Raw genomic sequence first — 17919 nt, forward strand, 5'->3', positions numbered from 1 at the left:
CCGATACGCCCATTACCGACCGCTCGCAACTGGTGGCGGAGATCGCCTCCGGCGAGAAGCCCCGTTCGCAGTGGCGCATCGGTACCGAGCACGAGAAGTTCGGGTTCCGCCTGGATGACCTGCGTCCGCCGACCTTCGATGGCGATCGCGGCATCGAGGCACTGCTCAACGGCCTGGTCCGTTTCGGCTGGACGCCGGTGCAGGAAAACGGCAATACCATCGCCCTGCTGCGTGATGGCGCCTCGGTGACACTGGAGCCCGCGGGCCAGCTGGAGCTGTCTGGAGCGGCGCTGGAGACCATCCACCAGACCTGCGTGGAAACCGGCACCCACCTCAATGAAGTGGCGCAGGTGGCTGGCGAGCTGCAGCTGGGCTTCCTCGGCATGGGCTTCCAGCCGAAGTGGACGCGCGATGAAATGCCGTGGATGCCCAAGGGCCGCTACAAGATCATGCGTTCGTACATGCCCAAGGTCGGTTCGCTGGGCCTGGACATGATGACCCGCACCTGCACCGTGCAGGTGAACCTGGATTACGCCAGCGAAGCGGACATGGTGAAGAAGTTCCGCGTGTCGTTGGCACTGCAGCCGATCGCCACCGCCCTGTTCGCCGACTCGCCGTTCACCGAGGGCAAGCCGAACGGCTACCTCAGCTACCGCTCGCACATCTGGACCGACACCGATGCCGACCGTACCGGCATGCTCGACTTCGTGTTCGATGACGGCTTCGGTTACGAGCGCTACGTCGACTACCTGCTCGATGTGCCGATGTATTTCTCCTACCGCGACGGCATCTACCATGATGCGAGCGGGCAGAGCTTCCGCGATTTCATGCAGGGCAAGCTGCCGGTGTTGCCGGGCGCGTTGCCGACGCTGCGCGACTGGTCGGACCACACCACCACCGCGTTCCCGGAAGTGCGGCTGAAGAAGTACCTGGAAATGCGCGGTGCCGATGGTGGCCCGTGGAGCCGCCTGTGCGCGCTGCCGGCCTTCTGGGTGGGCCTGCTGTACGACGACACTGCACTGGATGCAGCGTGGGACCTGGTGCGCGACTTCAGTCTGGTTGAACGCCATGCGCTGCGTGATGGGGTGCCCAAGCATGCGATGAACCTGCCGTTCCGCAATGGCACCGTGCGCGACCTGGCGCGCGAAGCGGTGAAGATTTCCGTGGAAGGCCTCAAGCGCCGTGCGGCGCGCAATGCCGATGGCCAGGATGAAAGCAAGTTCCTGGACGTGCTGCAGGAAATCGTCGAGTCTGGCCTGACTCCGGCCGAGCGAAAGCTGGCGCTGTTCCATGGCCGCTGGCACGGCGATGTGGATCCGGTGTTCCGCGAGTTCGCGTACTGACGCGGGATGGATGACCGCCGGGCATGGCCCGGCGCTACCGTCAGGAATGAAAAAACCCCGGCATTGCCGGGGTTTTGCGTTTCCACAACCGACTTGGATCAGGCGGCGTTCTTCATCGTCGCCATGTCGATCACGAAGCGGTAGCGCACATCGTTCTTGGCCATGCGTTCCCAGGCTTCGTTGACGTTCTTGATGTCGATCATCTCCACATCGCTGACGATGCCGTGCTCGGCACAGAAGTCCATCATTTCCTGGGTTTCGGCCATGCCGCCGATCGCCGAGCCAGTCAGGTGCTTGCGACCGAAGATCACGCTGCCACCGGTCAGCGGCGGGTCCAGTTCGGTCAGCACGCCGACCAGGCACATGGTGGCCTCACGCTTGAGCAGGCCCATGTACGGGTTGGTGTCATGGCCGACCGGGATGGTGTTGAGCAGGAAGTCGAAGCTGCCCGCGTGTGCCTTCATCTGCGCGGCATCGCGCGAGACCAGCACTTCGTCGGCGCCCAGGCGCTTGGCGTCGGCACCCTTTTCCGGGGTGGTGGTGATCATCACCACGTGCGCGCCGAGTGCCTTGGCGAACTTCACACCCATGTGGCCGAGGCCACCCAGACCGATCACGCCGACCTTCTGGCCCGGGCCGACCTTCCAGTGGCGCAGCGGTGACCAGGTGGTGATGCCCGCGCACAGCAGCGGCGCGGCGGCCTTCAGGTCCAGCGTTTCGGAGACCTTGACCACGAAGCGCTGCTCGACCACCACATGGTCGGAATAGCCGCCGTAGGTCGGGGCACCGTCGGCGCGTTCACGGCCGTTGTAGGTCCAGGTGGCACCTTCGGCGCAGTACTGCTCCAGATCGTGTTCGCAGGCATCGCAGTGGCGGCAGGAGTCGACCATGCAGCCGACGCCGGCGTGGTCGCCGACCTTGAAGCGGGTGACCTCGCTGCCGACTTCGGTGACCTGGCCGATGATCTCGTGGCCCGGCACCATCGGGTAGATCGAGCCACCCCAGTCGTCGCGGGCCTGGTGCAGGTCGGAATGGCAGATGCCGCTGTACAGGATCTCGATGCGCACATCGTTCGGGCCGACCGCGCGGCGCTCGAACTCGAAGGGTACCAGCGGGTCGGTATGGGTATGGGCGGCGTAACCACGGGCGAGGGACATGGGGAATCCTTGGCGGGTTTGTCGAAAGGCGTTTTACAATACGCCCCGTGCCGCAGGGTAAGAAGCGCATATATCGGCATGATTCATCAAGGCAGACTGCACAATCATGGCCACTGATAACCTGTCCCACCTGGCCGCCTTCGCTGCGGTCGCCCGCCACCGCAGCTTCCGCCGCGCCGGTGCCGAGCTGGCCCTGTCGACCTCGGCGGTAAGCTATGCGATCCGCGCGCTGGAGGAACGGCTGGGGGTGGGCCTGTTCCACCGCACCACCCGCAGCGTGGCACTGACCGAGGCCGGTCAGCGTCTGCTGGAGCGCCTGCAGCCGGCACTGGGCCAGGTGCACGATGCGCTGGAGGAAATGAATCACTTCCGCGCCGTTCCGGCAGGCCTGCTGCGGATCAACGCGACGCGGGCGGCGGTGGCAACCCAGTTGGGGCCACGGCTGGCGCGTTTCCTGCACGCGCATCCGGATGTACGGGTGGAGCTGACCGAGAACGATGGCCTGGTCGACATCGTCGCAGAGGGTTACGACGCGGGCGTGCGCCTGCACGAGTTCGTGCCCGAGGACATGGTGGCGGTGCCGATGGGGCCGCCGCTGCGCGGCTTGATCGTCGGCTCGCCCGAGTACCTGCGGCGCCGGCCGGCACCGCAGCATCCGCGCGACCTGGCCGCGCATGAGTGCGTGCGGTTCCGCTTCGCCAGCGGCCATCTGTACAAGTGGCAGTTCGAGCGCGAGGGCCAGACCCTGGAGATCGACGTACCGGGGCGGCTGACGCTGTGCGAGCAGGGCACCGTGGTTGGCGCGGTGCTCGATGGCATCGGCCTGGCCTATGTGCTGGAAGACACCGCGCGCCCGTACCTGGACGATGGGCGACTGGTGGCGGTACTGGAAGACTGGAGCGAACCGTTCGCCGGGTTTGCGTTGTACTACCCGAAGCAGCGGCAGATGCCCGGCGCGTTGCGTGCGTTCGTGGACATGCTGCGCGAGTGAATGGTGGTGGATCGCATCCACGCATGGCGTGGATCTACTGACCATCGCCGCATGCCCATTTTGACCCCGCCATGCGTGGATGCCGTTGCACACAATAGATCCACGCCATGCGTGGATGAGGCCGGCACGCGCTAAGGTAACCACCCTCATTCAACAAGGACGTCCATGAGCACGCTCGCCGATCTCGAACAGGCCTCCAGCCAAACCTTTCCGCCGCTGTTCCACCAGCTCGTCGCAGGCAACCACTTCAGCTGGGGCGAACAGGGGCCGCGCTGGTACCGTGAGGTGTTCCCACAGCTACAGGCACAGCCGCCGGTGCTGCTGTACGCGAACGAGTACGAACCGATCGAGCCCGGTGAGCTGCGCGCGGCCTGGGAAGACCTGATCGCCGAAGACCACTACAACCCGTTGCGTGAAGACCTGAAGCTGCTGCCGTTCGCACGCACCGGCGCGGGCGACAACTATTGCTTCTGGACCAACGCACCAGGCTTCGCCGAGCCGCCGGTACTGCTGGTCTGGCACGACGATGATCGCGCCGACCTGGTGGCGGCGAACCTCCAGGATTTCCTGTTCCGCAGGATGGCGGAAGCGGTGGTTGAACTGGAGGAAGATGATTCGCTGCTGTCGGAAGGCGATATCGGTGCGAACCTGCAGGCCTGGCTGTCGACTCATCGCGGTTGGTTGCGTGGGGATCAGGTGGCTGCGCTGGAAGCGCTGTTCGCGCGCGTGGATGACATTGCCGGCGGTGGCATCAGTGAACAGGACGTACAGGCATTGCTGAAGCCGCTGATCGGCTTTGAGCGGATGGACAGCAGAATGCCGTACGTACGGGATTGAGCTGGCGGGTGCACGGCATGGATACCAAGCCACGCATGGCGTGGCTCTACTGCCTGGTCCTTCCTGCGGCGCGATGGATGAGTGTCGACCAACGATCGGCCTCCACCTTCTGCCAGTAAAGCCATGCCATGCGTGGATGGTGCCTGCTACGCAGCCTGCAGCATCGGTTCCATCAGGTGCAGGCAGTCACGCAGGTGCGCATCCACCGATGCGTCTTCGGCAACCACGCCGATGGCGCGCTCGCGCAGGGGTTCGGCCACGGCCATGGACAGCACCAGGCGCGCCATCCGTTCTGGATCACCGGCGCGCAGCAGGCCACGTTGCTGCTGCCGCCGCAGCCAGTCCGCGAGCAGCGCACGGCCGCGACCGATGCCATTGTCGAGGTAGGCCCGCAGCAGCGGGTCCTTGCCCGGGAAGTCGGTGGTCAACAGGCGGAACACCCGCACTGCCTGCGCTGACAATGCCTGGGCGCACACCGCCTGCAGGATGTCGTGCAGCAAGGGCAGTACGTCTTCGGCGTGGCGGGCATCACGCTGCAGCTGCGGTGCGAAGCCATCGGTCCACTCGCGCACCGCCAGGCCCACCAGCTCGTCGCGGTTGCTGGCATGCCGGTACACCGTCTTCTTGGCCACGCCGGCATGCGCGGCGACCGCCTCAATGGTGGTCGCTTCATAGCCCTGCGCCAGCAGTAGATCCAGCGCCGCCTGCAGCACGGCATGGCGGACGTCGGCCTCTGGCCGTGCAGGGCGACCGCGGCGACGGGGCGGAGCGATCGGATCGGGCGGAGCGGTAGCGGTCATTGCCCACATTCTAGCGCATTTCCATAATTGCGAAACGTTCAACGTTTCCGTATTGTCCGGGCTTCACCTCCCCAAGGATTCACCATGGACACCGTCGCCAACGCTCACGCCTGGCTGGACCTCCACGATCTGCTCGACCCGGCGCCGATGCACCTGGAAACCGGCATCCAGCGTCGCGAAGACCGCACCCTGCTGGTCGCAGTGCGCACCGATCTGCACGGCTGCAAGGGCCGCATGCTGGACTGGTGGTTCACCTTCTTCGAGACCACCCAGCACATCCGCTGGTGGCACCCGATGGACCATGTCGAGCATCGTGGCTGGGACGCGGCCTGGCAGCGCGGGCGCAGCTACCATGGCGCCAGCATCCAGGCCGTCGAGTCGCTGGCCGACATCCCGCCGGTGGCAGCGCGCCTGAAGTTCCACGATCCGCGCACGTTGCTGGCGTCTGAGCGTCTGCAGGCGGCGCAGGAGGCGGGCGATGTCTCGGCGGTGATTGCCGCGCGCATCGGTTTTGGTGAGCACGTTCGGCTGGATGCGCACGGTGATCCCTGCGACGGGCAGATGCTGCACGTCGCCCGCGATACGCCGTTCGGCTGCGTGCTGCGCAGCCGCTTCGTGCTGGGCCTGGACAGTGAAGATCCGCAGCGCGATGCCAACGATGCGATTGGCCTGGGCCTGCTCAAGCACTGCTATACCGAGTTCAGTTTCCTGTCGCGGCTGCTGCCGTCGCTGTACTACGGCGAACGCGCGAATGGTGAGGCGGTGCCGTTACCGTGGTGAACTCGCGTGCTACGCCAGCAGGGCGTCATAGCCTGCATCGCTGAACTGGATCAGGCAGAAGCCATGGCCGAAGGGATCGGCCAGCACGGCGATCCTTCCCCAGCTGTGTTCGCGCACGGCCTGTTCAAGGATGGCGCCGGCCGCGATCGCGCGGGCAAGCGCAGCGTCGATGTCGGTGACTACCCAGTCCAGATGCACGGGCGTCCAGTGGCGCTCGTAGTCGCGTACATCGCCGTGCTCGGTCGCTGCGCTGCCGGCATCGCTTTGCAGCAGGTATAGCGGCGTGGGACCACCGAGCAGTTCCAGCGCGCCGGGGCCGAGTCGGCGGCCGACCCGCAGGCTGAAAGCTTCGGTGTAGAACGCTTCGGCAGCTGCAACATCGGGGACGTCGAGGTTGACGATGAAGGACATGGTGACGGAGTTCATGGGGACTTTCGTCATGTTGTTGGACGCGGATGTGACGTCTAGGATCGAACTGTAGTTCCAGACCGGGTGCCTCGTCGTTCCGACCGGTGGCCCCGTTGCCAGGGAGGATTCCATGCGGAACCTGGAAGTGGAAGCGCGAGTACGCAAGCTGGAGCAACGGGCAGGCCGATGGCGCTGGCTGCTGGTGGCAGCACCCGTGCTGATGATGTCGATCATGCTGGCCGGTCGTGGTTCTGCCCGGCCGGAGGCCGGCATTGCTGCGGAGATCCGCACCCATCGCCTGATCGTGCTTGACCACCAGGGCCGCAAGCGCGTGGAGATCGGTGAGGACGCGCCGGACCTGGACATCAAGCGCAATGCGCGGGTGGCGGGGCTGATCATCTTCGATGGCAATGAACAGGAACGCGGAGGCATGGTGACTGCCGACGATGGCAGTGCCACGGTTGCTCTCGATGCGCCGCGCGGCGTTGGCTATCGCGTGTCGGATCGGGCCGGGATGAAGGTGGGAGCGGACGGTTCGGCGTTCATCGGTGTCCTGTCCAACGCCGGTGGCTTTGCTGCCAGGCTGGTCGCGCAGGGGGCGGAAGGACAGCTGGAGCTGAACCGGGTGGCTTCTGCTGAAGGCGGAGCCTCCAACCGTGTGATCCACGTGGAAGCCGAGAGCAGGTGACGGACCCATCACAGAGCCAACCAGGGAGTGGAACATGCATGAGCAGGATATGACCGTACGCTTGGAACGACTGGAGCACAGGCTACGGCGCAGGAATCTGCTGGCAGTCTCGATGTTCGTACTGGGCGCATCGTTGGCCCTGGTCGGGACCAGTGTGGCCACGCCCGATGCCGGCGTGGTGCCGGAGATCCGTACCTACAAGTTGACCGTGCTCGACAGTGAAGGGCGCACGCGCGTGCAGATTGCCGAGGATGCGGATGATGTCGCGCGCAACTCGCGCGCAACGGGAATGACGATCTACGATGCGAAAGGCGATGAGCGCGGTGGCATCGGCACCATGGCCAATGGCAGTGCGGTGATGGCGCTGGATGCGCCGGTTGGCGTGGGCTACAAGGTTCGCGATCGGGCGGGCATGAGGGTCGCGCCCGATGGCACCGCCGTGATCACGGCGCTGTCCAACGAGGGCAGCTTTGCCGCCAGCCTGGTGGCGCAGGGCAACCAGGGGCGGCTTGAACTGAGTCGCAAGGATTCAGCGAAGGGGGAGATCAGCACCCGGGTGCTGACCTTTGATTCGGACTCGACCAAGGTGGAGAAAGCACCCTGATGTGCTCGGTGGCGAGGAGCGCATCGCATCCACGCATGGCGTGGATCTACTGTGCGAGCGGGTAGTCGAGGTAGCCTTCGACGCCACCGCCGTAATAGGTGCTGCGATCCGGAACGGCCAGCGGCACATCGCGCTGCAGGCGCTCGACCAGATCCGGGTTGGCGATGAACGGCTGGCCAAACGCGGCCAGATCAATGATGCCGTCCTTGACCAGTCGCAGAGCACGCTCACGGGTGAGCCCACCGGCGAGGATCACGGTGCCGCCGTAGGTCTCCTTGAAGGTCTTCAGGAACGCCTCGCCGATGACTGGCACGCCGCGCAGGTAGTTGTCGTTCAGATGCACATACGCCAACCCGCGCTTGCCAAGCTCTTCGGCCAGATAAAGATAGGTGGCTTCGTTCTCTGCATAGGCCGGCATGTCGAAGGTCTGGCTGTTCGGCGCCAGGCGCACGCCGATCCGCTGTGCACCGATCCGCTGCGCCATCGCATCGACGGTGTCCAGGATCAGCCGTGCGCGGTTGCGTAGTGAACCACCATAGAGATCCTGGCGATCATTGGTGATCGGGTTGAGGAACTGCTCGAACAGGTAGCCGTTGGCAGCATGCAGTTCGATGCCATCGAAGCCGGCAGCGATGGCATTTTCAGCGCCGCCTACGAAGTCGCTGACGATACCCGGCACTTCGTCGGTGCGCAGTGCGCGCGGCGGCGTCGGATCGGCATGGCCACGGCTGCCGTCGTCCAGATACACGAACGAGGTGTTCTTCGGATCGCTCGCCACCGGCCGCGTACCGGCGCTTACCGGCTGGCCGCCGCCGGGCTGCAGCGAGGCGTGTGACATGCGGCCGACGTGCCACAGCTGGGCGAAGATCGCGCCCTGCGCAGCGTGTACGGCGTCGGTGACGAGCTTCCAACCGGCCACCTGCTCGGCCGACCAGATGCCCGGCACGTCGATGTAGCCCTGGCCCTGCGCCGACACCGGCGTGCCTTCGCTGATGATCAGGCCAGCGCTGGCACGCTGCCGGTAGTACTGCGCGGTCAGTGCATTGGCGACGGCGCCGGGGTTGCGGGCGCGGGTCATCGGCGCCATCGCGATGCGGTTGTGCAGGGGCAGTCCTGCGAGGTCGAACGGGCGGAACAGGGCGGCGGTCATCTCAGTCATCTCGGTACGGGGAGGGCGCCAACGGCGCGACAGCACCATGATGAAGTTGACATGCAGGCGCATAAAGAAGGTAAATTTCCCGCCAAGCGGGACTATCTGTCCCCAATGAGTGAGTCTGCCGATGCTCCCCGTCGAATCGTTGAATGGCCTGGTGACCTTCGTCACCACGGCGCGCTCGGCCACCTTCACCGAGGCCGCCGACGCGCTGGGCATCTCCCGCTCGGCGGTCGGCAAGGCCATTGCCCGGCTGGAAGCACGGCTGGGCGTGCGCCTGTTCCATCGCACCACCCGGCGCATCGCGCTGACCACCGATGGCGAGGCCTACTACGCCTCGTGCGCGGCGGCGCTGGATGAAATCGCGGCAGCCGAAGCGTGCCTGGGCTCGGCTGCGCATCTGCCGAGCGGCCGCCTGCGCATCGACATGCCGTCCTCGTTCGGTCGGCTGGTGGTGCTGCCGGTGCTGCTGGAAATGTGTCAGCAGTATCCGGACCTGCAGCTGACGATGACCTTCACCGATCACTTCGTTGATCCGCTGGAGGAAGGCATCGACCTGCTGATCCGCTTCGGCGGCCTGCACCATGCTGAGCACCTGGTTGCGCGCAAGCTGGCCAGCCAGCGGCTGGTGACCTGCGCCGCGCCGGCGTACCTGCAGGCCCATGGTGTGCCGCAGACGCTGGACGAACTGCGGGGCCATCGCAGCGTGGTCGGCTTCCGTCATGGCCAGTCGGTGGCATGGCGGATCGGCAGCGAGGGCACCAACGGTAGCTTCATCCCCAGTGCCACGCACCAGCTCAACGATGGCGATGCCGTGATCGAGGGTGCCATCGCCGGGCTGGGGATCTGCCAGATGCCGATGTCACTGGTGCGTCATCATCTGGAATCCGGTGCGTTGCAGTCAGTGCTGGACCACTGCACGCAGCACCACGTGGACATCCACGCGCTGTGGCCGCAGACGCGGCACCTGCGGCCGAAGGTGCGTTACGTGGTGGAGGAGCTGACCCGGTTGGCGGGAGAGGGCGCCTTCGATTGAGCTCCGGATCGGCTTCTGTATACTATCCCCCAGTATAGTTTCGAGGCCGGCCAGCCATGCCGCACTCCCCCGAAGAAAAAAGGAAGGTTCTCGCCCGCGTACGCCGCATCCGCGGCCAGTGCGATGCGCTGGACCGCGCGCTGGAAGCCGGCGCCGACTGCGGGCCGGTGCTGCAGCAGATCGCCGCCATCCGTGGTGCGGTCAACGGGCTGATGTCCGAAGTGATGGAAGCGCACCTGCGCGAGGAGTTCGGCCAGCCTGCCGCTTCCGATGAACAACGCGCCGAACGCGTGCGCGACATGAGCGCGTTGATCCGCTCGTACCTGAAATGAACGACGGCGCGACACAGCGCCGCGCATCCTGTTTTCCGCAAGCCATTTTTGGAGAGTGCCATCATGAAATCCCGTGCCGCCGTCGCCTTTGGTCCCGGCCAGCCGCTGCAGATCGTCGAGATCGACGTCGCCCCGCCGAAGCAGGGCGAAGTGCTGGTCAAGATCACCCACACCGGTGTCTGCCACACCGATGCCTTCACCCTGTCCGGCGATGATCCGGAAGGCCTGTTTCCGGTGGTGCTGGGTCATGAAGGTGCCGGCATCGTGGTGGAAGTGGGCGAGGGCGTGACCAGCGTGAAGCCGGGCGACCACGTGATTCCGCTGTACACCGCCGAGTGTGGTGAATGCCTGTTCTGCAAGAGCGGCAAGACCAACCTGTGCGTGTCGGTGCGTGCCACCCAGGGCAAGGGCGTGATGCCAGATGGCACCAGCCGCTTCAGCTACAACGGCGAGCCGATCTACCACTACATGGGCTGCTCGACCTTCAGCGAATACACCGTCGTTGCCGAGGTGTCGCTGGCGAAGATCAACCCGGACGCGAACCCGGAGCACGTCTGCCTGCTCGGTTGCGGCGTCACCACCGGCATCGGTGCAGTACACAACACCGCCAAGGTGCAGGAAGGCGACAGCGTGGCTGTGTTCGGCCTGGGGGGCATCGGCCTGGCAGTGATCCAGGGCGCGCGCCAGGCCAAGGCCGGCCGCATCATTGCGGTGGATACCAACCCGTCCAAGTTTGATCTGGCCCGCGAATTCGGTGCCACCGACTGCATCAACCCGAAGGATCATGACAAGCCGATCCAGCAGGTCATTGTTGAAATGACCACCTGGGGCGTGGACCACAGCTTCGAGTGCATCGGCAACGTCAACGTGATGCGTGCGGCGCTGGAATGCGCGCACCGTGGCTGGGGCCAGAGCGTGGTGATCGGCGTAGCGGGTTCGGGCCAGGAGATCTCCACCCGCCCGTTCCAGCTGGTCACCGGCCGCAAGTGGATGGGTACCGCGTTTGGCGGCGTGAAGGGCCGCAGCCAGCTGCCGGGCATGGTCGAAGACGCGATGAAGGGCGATATCGAGCTGGCCCCGTTCGTCACCCACACCATGGACCTGGACAAGATCAACGAAGCCTTCGACCTGATGCACGAAGGCAAGTCGATCCGTTCGGTGGTCCATTACTGAGGCGCGTCATGGGCTGGCTGGATGCCCTGCGCCGGCCGCGTGCGGAAGACCCGCGCGCGGCTCTGGTGGCCCCGATCGAGCAGGCGCTGCGCGCGCTGGGCTGGGTCGTGGGTGAAGTGGGGCCACCGCGTGCGGTGACCTCGGCCTTCGGCAGCGACGATGGCATGTCGTTCGAGCAGTGGCTGGGGCAGGTATTCCTGCCGCGCCTGCACGAGGCCCGCGCTGATGGCCAGTGGCCGCCGCGCAGCAACGTGGCAGCGGCGGCATATCGCAATCTTGATGGCCAGCCTGGCGTCGAGCCGTTACTGCGCTTGCTGGCGCAGCTGGACGAACTGATCAACAAAGGCATCCACGCCGTGCGTGGATAAGCCGACCAAGGTCGGCATCTACCAGAAGCACGCGTGCGCTGACGCGCCGCGCAGGAGAACATCATGGAACGCATCGAACACCGTGCCTGTGCCGGCGGTTGGCAGGACGTCTATCGCCATCATTCGACCACGCTGGGCTGCGACATGCAGTTCGCCGTATACCTGCCGCCGCAGGCGGAGACGCAGAAGCTGCCGGTGCTGTACTGGCTGAGCGGGCTGACCTGCACCGAGCAGAATTTCATCACCAAGGCCGGGGCGCAGCGCTATGCGGCCGAGCACGGCGTGATCATCGTCGCCCCGGATACCAGTCCGCGCGGCGATGACGTGGCCGATGCCGAGGGCTATGACCTGGGCAAGGGCGCGGGCTTCTATCTCAACGCCACCCGTGCGCCGTGGGCGAAGCACTACCGCATGCACGACTATGTGGTGCAGGAACTGCCGGCGCTGATCGAAGCGAACTTCCCGGCTACCGATGCGCGCGCGATCAGCGGTCATTCGATGGGCGGCCACGGTGCACTGGTGATCGCGCTGCGCAACCCCGGCCGGTACCGCAGCGTGTCGGCGTTCTCGCCGATCGTCGCGCCCAGTCACGTGCCGTGGGGACAGAAGGCGTTCACCGCCTACCTCGGTGACAACCCGGCCGACTGGGCGCAGTGGGATGCCTGCGCGCTTGTGGCCAGCGCTGGCGAGCGCCTGCCGCTGCTGGTCGACCAGGGCGAGGGCGACGAGTTCCTGCACACCCAGCTGCAGCCGCAGCGCCTGCAGCAGGCCTGCGCTGCCGCCGGCCATCCGCTGAGCCTGCGCCTGCAGCCCGGCTACGACCACAGCTATTACTTCATCGCCAGCTTCATCGGCGAGCACATCGCCCACCACGCCCGCGCCCTGCACGCCTGAAGGCTCTCCGGTAGTGCCGGCCGCTGGCTGGCAACCTGCATACCCGGGCTTGGCTGGGGTTGCCGGCCAGCGGCCGGCACTACCGTGGCGGTGCACGCGGAGTGTCGTTTTGCCGCAGTGGATCACGCCGCTGTGGCGTGGCGGCGCGCTATCGTGCCGCCATACGGCCTTGCGCATGGGGGATGCATGCTGGTTGTGCTGGCGCTGATGTTCGTGATCTGCCACGGCGTAGTCGTGGCGTTCTGGCCGGGTACGGCCGGTGGCGGCTCGTTCGTGTTCCTGACCGCAGCGCCTCTGCTGGCCGCCGCGGCCTGCCTGTGGCGCGGCCAACGCGACCGCGCTGCACTGGGCTGGCGGGCCATTGCAATGGCGCTGCTGCTCTGGGCCGGTGGCATGGCCTTCAACATGGCCGACGCCCTGGGGGCCGGACGGTCCGACATCACCCCGCGCGCCAGCCTGCTGTTGTATGTGCTGTATGGCGTGCCACTGGTGTTCATCCTGGCCCGCGCCCGTCGCGAACGCCGGATGATCAGCCTGATCGACGGCGTGATGGCCGCGCTGCTGGGCGTGCTGTTCTTCGTGCATACCCAGTCCTTCGCCGACCGCATCGATATCGATGATCAGGCGATGGCCCACATGCAGCGCATGTTCGACATCCAGAACCTGTGCATCGCCGGCTTCGCGGTGGTGCGCTGGGTCGCAGGCGACGCGCCTGAACGGCGCAGCTTCTACCGCGCGCTGGCGCTGTACGCATTGTCATATCTGCTGCTGGCGTTCTACATCAATCACTACACCTCCGAACAGTCGTTCGGTGCCTACAACGACCTGTTGATCGACCTGCCGTTCCTGCTGCTGGCGCTACTGGCGCTGCGCCAGGCGCCTGCGCCGGGCTTCGTGCTGCATCCCCGCCTGCTGCGATTGGTGCAGGCGGGTGGGCCGATCATCCTGCCCTTGCTGCTGCTGGTGGTCGGCACTCTGGTGGTGGATCACGCGCGGCCTTTGGCAGTGACCGGCTTCGTGGTGGCGACGCTGGGCTTCGGCCTGCGCAGCACCCTGCTGCAGATCGATCTGCTGGAACGGCAGGCGGGCCTGGATCAGCTGGCGCGGCAGGATGGCCTGACCGGCGTAGCCAATCGCCGTCAGTTCGATACGCTGTTGCTGGCCGAATGGAACCGCGCACGACGCAGTGGCACGGAACTGGGCCTGCTGCTGGTGGATATCGACCATTTCAAGGCCTTCAACGATGAGCACGGTCATCCCGCTGGCGACCGTTGCCTGCAGGCGGTCGCCGCGGTGTTGCAGGCCACCGCCGGGCGCGCGGCTGACAGCGTGGCGCGCTATGGCGGTGAGGAGTTCGCGGTGATCGTGCCCGGCAGCCCGCTGTCGGGTGTGCTTGCGCTGGCCGAGCGTCTGCGCGAGGCGGTGGAAGCATTGCCGCTGCCCGAAGGGCCGGTCAGCATCAGCGTGGGTGTGGGCTACCTGCATCCGCCGGCGCTGGCCAGCGCCGAACAGTTGCTGGCCGATGCCGATGCCGGCCTGTACGCGGCCAAGCGTGCAGGCCGCAACCGGGTGATCCTGCACGCACACGTGCTGGACGACGACGGCGGCGCGCACGGCACGCTGGACTGTTGAGCACGCCTGCGCCACGGTCGCGGCAGGAACATACGCGGCCGATCAGCGCTGGCGCAGCCATCCGGCCGGATCCAGCAGGCGCAACCCCACCGGTGACAGCGACCGTTGCCGCAACGTCAACGGCGTGGCGTGCACCGCTGTCGCACAACATGCCAGTTGGCGACGCAGCGGCGCCAGCACATCGTCCTCGCGTGGGCGTGCGTGCCGCCATTGCGCAATGCGCAGCAGACAGACCAGCAGGTCCAGTTCGCTGGCGGAAATGAACGGCGACCCGGCCGGCAGCAGCTCGATCGGTGCATGCGGCGTGGCCAGCAATGGCAGCAGTTCACGGAAGGCGTCGCAACCTTCGGCATCCAGGCCCAGGGCGGCCAGTTGCAGCAGGCCCTCGGCCTGCAGCGCAGGGTCGCCCAGTTGCCGCAGCGCAGCCAGCAGGGCCTGTTCGCCGCGACTGAACTGACGGCCGAAGGCGCGATAACTCACGCGGGTGGGAAATACGGGGGAACGTGAGGCCATGCCGGGAGTACCTACGGATCGCGCGTTTCCACCAGCACCGGGCAGGGCGCATGGTCGATGGTCCATTGCCCGACCGAAGGCTCGAACAGACGCTGCAGACGTGACAGATGGCGGTGGCCGATGACGATCAGGTCGCATTGCAGGCGGCGCGCCTGCGCGCTGATCACTTCGCCCGGGTCGCCGGACGGTAGTTGCGCGATGGCGTCCACGCCGCGCTCGCGCAGCTCGGCCAGGGCGTCGGCCAGCACGGCTTCGGCATGCGCCTGCTGCCGGGCGGCGGCGGGATATTCGCGGCGGTCGGCATCGCTGGCATCTGCTGCCAGTGCGAATTCGGGGTCGAGCACGCACAGCAGGTGCAGGCGGCTGCGGGGGCCAGCCATGGCGGCGGCGAGGTCCAGCACGCGGTCGTGCTGGGGGCCGCCATCAAGTGCGACCAGCAGGGTGTTGAACATGAAAAGCTCCTTTGCAGGGCAGTGATGGTCGCGCATGTCGTCGCGCGCACCCATGCCGTGCGCCGCAGTCAATGCGTGCGCAGAACGCAACTATGGATGGTTTGGATTGCAGTAGAGTCATCGCATTTACGGGAGACTGCCATGCCCCTGCCGGACCTGAACCTGTTGCTGGCACTGGATGTGCTGATCGACGAATGCAGCGTGGCCGCCGCCGCGCGGCGCATGAACCTCAGTGCGCCGGCGATGAGCCGTACCCTCGGTCGGGTGCGGGTGGCGCTGGGCGATCCGGTGCTGGTGCGCGCCGGCCGTGGGCTTGCCCCCACGCCCCGCGCGCTGGAACTGCGTGAGCAGGTGCGCGATGTGATCGAGCAGGCACACCGCGTGTTCAATGCCGGCCGCGAGGTCGACATGGCCACCCTGGAACGCACGTTCAGCGTGCGCGCCAACGATGTGTTCATCGGCAGCTATGGCGGCCGCCTGCGCGAGGTGTTCCGCCAGCAGGCGCCGCGTTGCATGCTGCGCTTCGTGCCCGAGGGAGATACCGATGACGATGCGATGGTGCAGGGGCGGATCGACCTCTACATCAGTACGGCGGGCAAGCACAGCCCGGAAACCAAGGTGCAGCACCTGTTCACCACTTCGCTGCTGGGCGCCGCGCGCGAGGATCATCCGTTGTTCGACGGCGACATCAGTGCCGAGCGCTTCGCGGCCTGCGACCATATCGCCGTGTCCCGGCGCGGGCTGGCGCACGGCCCGATCGACGAGGAACTGGCCGTGCTCGGCCTGCAGCGACGGGTGGCGGTGGTCATCCCCACCTTCCACGGTGCGATCTTCGCTGCTGCTGATTCAGACCTGGTACTGCCGCAGATGCCGAGCGTGATGCTCGACCGCATCACCCACATGGGCCTGCCGCTGCGCATGTTCCCGCTGCCGGTGCCGGTACGCACCGTGGCACTGGTGCAGGCCTGGCACCCGCGCATGGACAACGACCCGGCGCACCAGTGGCTGCGGCGGGCGATCAAGGTGATGTGCGATTCGGTCGAGGCGGCCCGCCACTGATCGCTTGCAGGCGTGCGCCGGACGCACGCCTGCGATGCCGGACACGCCATTTTTTACAGGCAACGGCCTTTCTAGACTGCGCTCCCGATAGTTTCACTGAGCGCAATCCAATGACTTCACATATGCCGTGCACTGCACGGATCGGCAGCCGGCAGTGAGCACGCCTGCCGCCGTATTGCCGGCGCCGGCAGCGTCCCGTCCCGTCGCTGCACCCGGGCTCGACCGGCGCATCCTGGTAGGGCTGTGCGGTGTGCTGCTGGCGGTGCTGGTGTCGGGCTTCAACGAGAACGTCACCAAGGTCGCACTGGCCGACATCCGCGGGGCGATGGGTTTCAGCGTCGATGACGGCAGCTGGATCGTGGCGCTGTACAGCGCGATGTCGGTCAGCGCGATGGCGTTCGCACCGTGGTGCGCGGCCACCTTCTCGCTGCGCCGCTTCGCGTTGGCGATGATCGGCGGCTTCATGGTGCTGGGCGTGCTGTGCCCGCTGGCGCCCAACCTGCAGACGCTTCTGGTGCTGCGCGCGTTGCAGGGCCTGTGCGGTGGCGCGTTGCCGCCGCTGCTGATGAGCGTGGCGCTGCGCTTCCTGCCGCCGGGCATCAAGCTGTACGGCCTGGCCGCCTACGCACTGACCGCCACCTTCGGGCCGAGCATGGGCACCCCGCTGGCCGCGTTCTGGGTGGAGCAGGTGGGCTGGCACTGGGCGTTCTGGCAGATCGTGCCGTACTGCCTGGCGGCGATGGCGATGGTCGGCTGGGGGCTGCCACAGGATCCCCTGCGGCTGGAGCGCTTCGCACAGTTCGACGGCGTCGGCCTGATGCTCGGCCTGCCGGCGCTGGTGCTGCTGGTACTGGGCCTGGTGCAGGGCCCGCGTCTGAACTGGTTCGACTCGTCGTTGATCACCCTGATGCTGGGTGGCGGTGCGGGCCTGCTGGTGCTTTTCATGGTCAACGAGTGGTTCCATCCGTTGCCGTTCTTCAAGCTGCAGCTGCTGGCCAACCGCAACCTCAGCTATTCGCTGATCACTCTCGGTGGCGTGTTGTTCGTGCTGCTGGCGGTGATCTCCATTCCCTCCGGCTTCCTCGCCAGCGTGCAGGGCTATCGGCCGCAACAGACCGCACCGATGCTGCTGTGGGTGGCGGTGCCGCAGGTAATCGCGCTGCCGCTGGTAGCCGCATTGCTGAACATCCGCGCGGTCGATTGCCGCTGGGTGCAGGCCACCGGCCTGGCGATGCTGGCACTGGCCTGCTGGCTGGGCGCACATCTGGACGTGAGCTGGATCCGCGACAACTTCCTGTGGGTGCAGCTGCTGCAGGTGTTTGCCCAGCCGATGGCGGTGCTGCCGCTGCTGATGCTGGCCACAGGTGGCCTTGCGCCACAGGACGGCCCCTTCGCCTCGGCGTGGTTCAACACGGTCAAGGGCTTTGCCGCGGTACTGGCCAGCGGCGTGCTTGAAGCGGTCGCGCAGGGACGCCGACATTTCCATTCCACCGTGCTGGTCGACCGCCTCGGCGAACAGCCGTGGCTGGCCGAGGGGCCGCAACTGGGCGCGCGCCTGCATGCGCAGGTGCAGGCATTGACCTCGGCCGATCTCTACCTGCTGGTCGCGTTGGTCGCGCTGGCCTTCATTCCTCTCATTGCCTGGATGCCCACCCGCATCCATCCGCCACGTGCCGTGGCCTGATCCCCTTCGCAGGAA

General features: G+C 66.4%; 20 protein-coding genes. 14 read left to right on the forward strand and 6 right to left on the reverse strand.

The annotated features are described in order from the left end of the window. The coding region (locus tag GIW57_RS09010; RefSeq protein ID WP_236510117.1) for a glutamate--cysteine ligase at positions 1 to 1343 on the forward strand (1343 nt) is incomplete at its 5' end. Positions 1344 to 1441: 98 nt separating this feature from the next. Here GIW57_RS09010 and GIW57_RS09015 read toward each other — a convergent pair. Continuing rightward, complete coding sequence (locus tag GIW57_RS09015) at positions 1442 to 2500, reverse strand: NAD(P)-dependent alcohol dehydrogenase (protein WP_236510119.1); 1059 nt, start codon at positions 2498 to 2500, stop codon at positions 1442 to 1444. Positions 2501 to 2606: 106 nt separating this feature from the next. Between GIW57_RS09015 and GIW57_RS09020 the strand changes: the two genes are divergently transcribed. Continuing rightward, positions 2607 to 3491, forward strand: coding sequence for a LysR family transcriptional regulator (locus GIW57_RS09020; RefSeq protein ID WP_100462607.1), 885 nt, complete (start codon positions 2607 to 2609; stop codon positions 3489 to 3491). Between the two features lie 165 nt (positions 3492 to 3656). Then, positions 3657 to 4328 (forward strand): SMI1/KNR4 family protein, encoded by a 672-nt coding sequence (locus tag GIW57_RS09025; RefSeq protein ID WP_100462610.1) that lies wholly within the window; start codon positions 3657 to 3659, stop codon positions 4326 to 4328. Positions 4329 to 4474: 146 nt separating this feature from the next. Here GIW57_RS09025 and GIW57_RS09030 read toward each other — a convergent pair whose 3' ends face one another. Further along, positions 4475 to 5137, reverse strand: a complete 663-nt coding sequence (locus tag GIW57_RS09030; RefSeq protein WP_236510122.1) for a TetR/AcrR family transcriptional regulator — start codon at positions 5135 to 5137, stop codon at positions 4475 to 4477. Between the two features lie 75 nt (positions 5138 to 5212). On the opposite strand from GIW57_RS09030, the gene GIW57_RS09035 reads away from it, so the two are divergent. Then, on the forward strand, positions 5213 to 5908 hold the full coding sequence (locus tag GIW57_RS09035; protein ID WP_236510125.1) for a hydrolase: 696 nt from the start codon (positions 5213 to 5215) through the stop codon (positions 5906 to 5908). Positions 5909 to 5917: 9 nt separating this feature from the next. Here GIW57_RS09035 and GIW57_RS09040 read toward each other — a convergent pair whose 3' ends face one another. After that, positions 5918 to 6334 carry a VOC family protein gene (locus tag GIW57_RS09040; protein WP_236510128.1) on the reverse strand — a complete coding sequence of 139 codons (417 nt, stop codon included), beginning with the start codon at positions 6332 to 6334 and terminating at the stop codon, positions 5918 to 5920. Between the two features lie 112 nt (positions 6335 to 6446). On the opposite strand from GIW57_RS09040, the gene GIW57_RS09045 reads away from it, so the two are divergent. Then, positions 6447 to 7004: a hypothetical protein gene (locus GIW57_RS09045; protein WP_108265918.1), complete on the forward strand. Its 558-nt coding sequence runs from the start codon at positions 6447 to 6449 to the stop codon at positions 7002 to 7004. 49 nt (positions 7005 to 7053) lie between these two features. Further along, a complete protein-coding gene (locus GIW57_RS09050) occupies positions 7054 to 7608 on the forward strand; it encodes a hypothetical protein (RefSeq protein ID WP_146186976.1) in 555 nt (184 codons plus the stop codon). A gap of 46 nt (positions 7609 to 7654) precedes the next feature. Here the strand turns inward: GIW57_RS09050 and GIW57_RS09055 are convergent, their stop codons facing one another. Further along, on the reverse strand, positions 7655 to 8758 hold the full coding sequence (locus tag GIW57_RS09055; protein WP_236510228.1) for an alkene reductase: 1104 nt from the start codon (positions 8756 to 8758) through the stop codon (positions 7655 to 7657). 130 nt (positions 8759 to 8888) lie between these two features. Here GIW57_RS09055 and GIW57_RS09060 point away from each other — a divergent pair, with 130 nt between their 5' ends. The 6 genes from GIW57_RS09060 to GIW57_RS09085 all read left to right on the forward strand — a co-directional run bounded on the left by GIW57_RS09060 (position 8889) and on the right by GIW57_RS09085 (position 14196). After that, positions 8889 to 9797, forward strand: coding sequence for a LysR family transcriptional regulator (locus GIW57_RS09060; RefSeq protein WP_236510130.1), 909 nt, complete (start codon positions 8889 to 8891; stop codon positions 9795 to 9797). A 56-nt stretch (positions 9798 to 9853) separates the two neighbouring features. Further along, positions 9854 to 10129: a metal/formaldehyde-sensitive transcriptional repressor gene (locus GIW57_RS09065; RefSeq protein WP_236510133.1), complete on the forward strand. Its 276-nt coding sequence runs from the start codon at positions 9854 to 9856 to the stop codon at positions 10127 to 10129. A 63-nt stretch (positions 10130 to 10192) separates the two neighbouring features. Beyond that, entirely contained in the window at positions 10193 to 11302 is a 1110-nt protein-coding gene (locus GIW57_RS09070) for an S-(hydroxymethyl)glutathione dehydrogenase/class III alcohol dehydrogenase (protein WP_100554206.1), read from the forward strand. Positions 11303 to 11310: 8 nt separating this feature from the next. Further along, positions 11311 to 11670, forward strand: a complete 360-nt coding sequence (locus tag GIW57_RS09075; RefSeq protein ID WP_236510136.1) for a YqcC family protein — start codon at positions 11311 to 11313, stop codon at positions 11668 to 11670. 63 nt (positions 11671 to 11733) lie between these two features. Continuing rightward, positions 11734 to 12564 carry an S-formylglutathione hydrolase gene (gene fghA / locus GIW57_RS09080; RefSeq protein ID WP_236510138.1) on the forward strand — a complete coding sequence of 277 codons (831 nt, stop codon included), beginning with the start codon at positions 11734 to 11736 and terminating at the stop codon, positions 12562 to 12564. A gap of 186 nt (positions 12565 to 12750) precedes the next feature. Continuing rightward, positions 12751 to 14196, forward strand: a complete 1446-nt coding sequence (locus GIW57_RS09085; RefSeq protein WP_236510140.1) for a GGDEF domain-containing protein — start codon at positions 12751 to 12753, stop codon at positions 14194 to 14196. Positions 14197 to 14238: 42 nt separating this feature from the next. Here GIW57_RS09085 and GIW57_RS09090 read toward each other — a convergent pair whose 3' ends face one another. Together GIW57_RS09090 and GIW57_RS09095 are read right to left on the reverse strand one after the other, a co-directional pair. After that, the gene (locus GIW57_RS09090; RefSeq protein ID WP_100462640.1) at positions 14239 to 14709 is read right to left on the reverse strand and encodes a hypothetical protein; all 471 of its coding nucleotides are present in this window, start codon (positions 14707 to 14709) and stop codon (positions 14239 to 14241) included. A gap of 11 nt (positions 14710 to 14720) precedes the next feature. Next, on the reverse strand, positions 14721 to 15161 hold the full coding sequence (locus GIW57_RS09095) for a universal stress protein (RefSeq protein ID WP_108265927.1): 441 nt from the start codon (positions 15159 to 15161) through the stop codon (positions 14721 to 14723). 141 nt (positions 15162 to 15302) lie between these two features. Here GIW57_RS09095 and GIW57_RS09100 point away from each other — a divergent pair, with 141 nt between their 5' ends. Beyond that, positions 15303 to 16220 carry a LysR family transcriptional regulator gene (locus GIW57_RS09100; RefSeq protein WP_100462647.1) on the forward strand — a complete coding sequence of 306 codons (918 nt, stop codon included), beginning with the start codon at positions 15303 to 15305 and terminating at the stop codon, positions 16218 to 16220. Positions 16221 to 16374: 154 nt separating this feature from the next. Next, entirely contained in the window at positions 16375 to 17904 is a 1530-nt protein-coding gene (locus GIW57_RS09105) for an MFS transporter (RefSeq protein ID WP_236510143.1), read from the forward strand. The last annotated feature ends 15 nt before the right edge of the window (positions 17905 to 17919 follow it).

The sequence above is a fragment of the Stenotrophomonas sp. PA-6-5C genome, assembly GCF_021605635.1.
GTDB classification, from domain to species: domain Bacteria; phylum Pseudomonadota; class Gammaproteobacteria; order Xanthomonadales; family Xanthomonadaceae; genus Stenotrophomonas; species Stenotrophomonas lactitubi.

What these genes read in the sequence shown, in the direction of transcription:
- GIW57_RS09015 (WP_236510119.1), bottom strand. Translation starts at nt 2,500, where the DNA reads ATGTCCCTCGCCCGTGGTTACGCCGCCCATACCCATACCGACCCGCTG.
- GIW57_RS09020 (WP_100462607.1), top strand. Translation starts at nt 2,607, where the DNA reads ATGGCCACTGATAACCTGTCCCACCTGGCCGCCTTCGCTGCGGTCGCC.
- GIW57_RS09025 (WP_100462610.1), top strand. Translation starts at nt 3,657, where the DNA reads ATGAGCACGCTCGCCGATCTCGAACAGGCCTCCAGCCAAACCTTTCCG.
- GIW57_RS09030 (WP_236510122.1), bottom strand. Translation starts at nt 5,137, where the DNA reads ATGTGGGCAATGACCGCTACCGCTCCGCCCGATCCGATCGCTCCGCCC.
- GIW57_RS09035 (WP_236510125.1), top strand. Translation starts at nt 5,213, where the DNA reads ATGGACACCGTCGCCAACGCTCACGCCTGGCTGGACCTCCACGATCTG.
- GIW57_RS09040 (WP_236510128.1), bottom strand. Translation starts at nt 6,334, where the DNA reads ATGAACTCCGTCACCATGTCCTTCATCGTCAACCTCGACGTCCCCGAT.
- GIW57_RS09045 (WP_108265918.1), top strand. Translation starts at nt 6,447, where the DNA reads ATGCGGAACCTGGAAGTGGAAGCGCGAGTACGCAAGCTGGAGCAACGG.
- GIW57_RS09050 (WP_146186976.1), top strand. Translation starts at nt 7,054, where the DNA reads ATGACCGTACGCTTGGAACGACTGGAGCACAGGCTACGGCGCAGGAAT.
- GIW57_RS09055 (WP_236510228.1), bottom strand. Translation starts at nt 8,758, where the DNA reads ATGACCGCCGCCCTGTTCCGCCCGTTCGACCTCGCAGGACTGCCCCTG.
- GIW57_RS09060 (WP_236510130.1), top strand. Translation starts at nt 8,889, where the DNA reads ATGCTCCCCGTCGAATCGTTGAATGGCCTGGTGACCTTCGTCACCACG.
- GIW57_RS09065 (WP_236510133.1), top strand. Translation starts at nt 9,854, where the DNA reads ATGCCGCACTCCCCCGAAGAAAAAAGGAAGGTTCTCGCCCGCGTACGC.
- GIW57_RS09070 (WP_100554206.1), top strand. Translation starts at nt 10,193, where the DNA reads ATGAAATCCCGTGCCGCCGTCGCCTTTGGTCCCGGCCAGCCGCTGCAG.
- GIW57_RS09075 (WP_236510136.1), top strand. Translation starts at nt 11,311, where the DNA reads ATGGGCTGGCTGGATGCCCTGCGCCGGCCGCGTGCGGAAGACCCGCGC.
- fghA (WP_236510138.1), top strand. Translation starts at nt 11,734, where the DNA reads ATGGAACGCATCGAACACCGTGCCTGTGCCGGCGGTTGGCAGGACGTC.
- GIW57_RS09085 (WP_236510140.1), top strand. Translation starts at nt 12,751, where the DNA reads ATGCTGGTTGTGCTGGCGCTGATGTTCGTGATCTGCCACGGCGTAGTC.
- GIW57_RS09090 (WP_100462640.1), bottom strand. Translation starts at nt 14,709, where the DNA reads ATGGCCTCACGTTCCCCCGTATTTCCCACCCGCGTGAGTTATCGCGCC.
- GIW57_RS09095 (WP_108265927.1), bottom strand. Translation starts at nt 15,161, where the DNA reads ATGTTCAACACCCTGCTGGTCGCACTTGATGGCGGCCCCCAGCACGAC.
- GIW57_RS09100 (WP_100462647.1), top strand. Translation starts at nt 15,303, where the DNA reads ATGCCCCTGCCGGACCTGAACCTGTTGCTGGCACTGGATGTGCTGATC.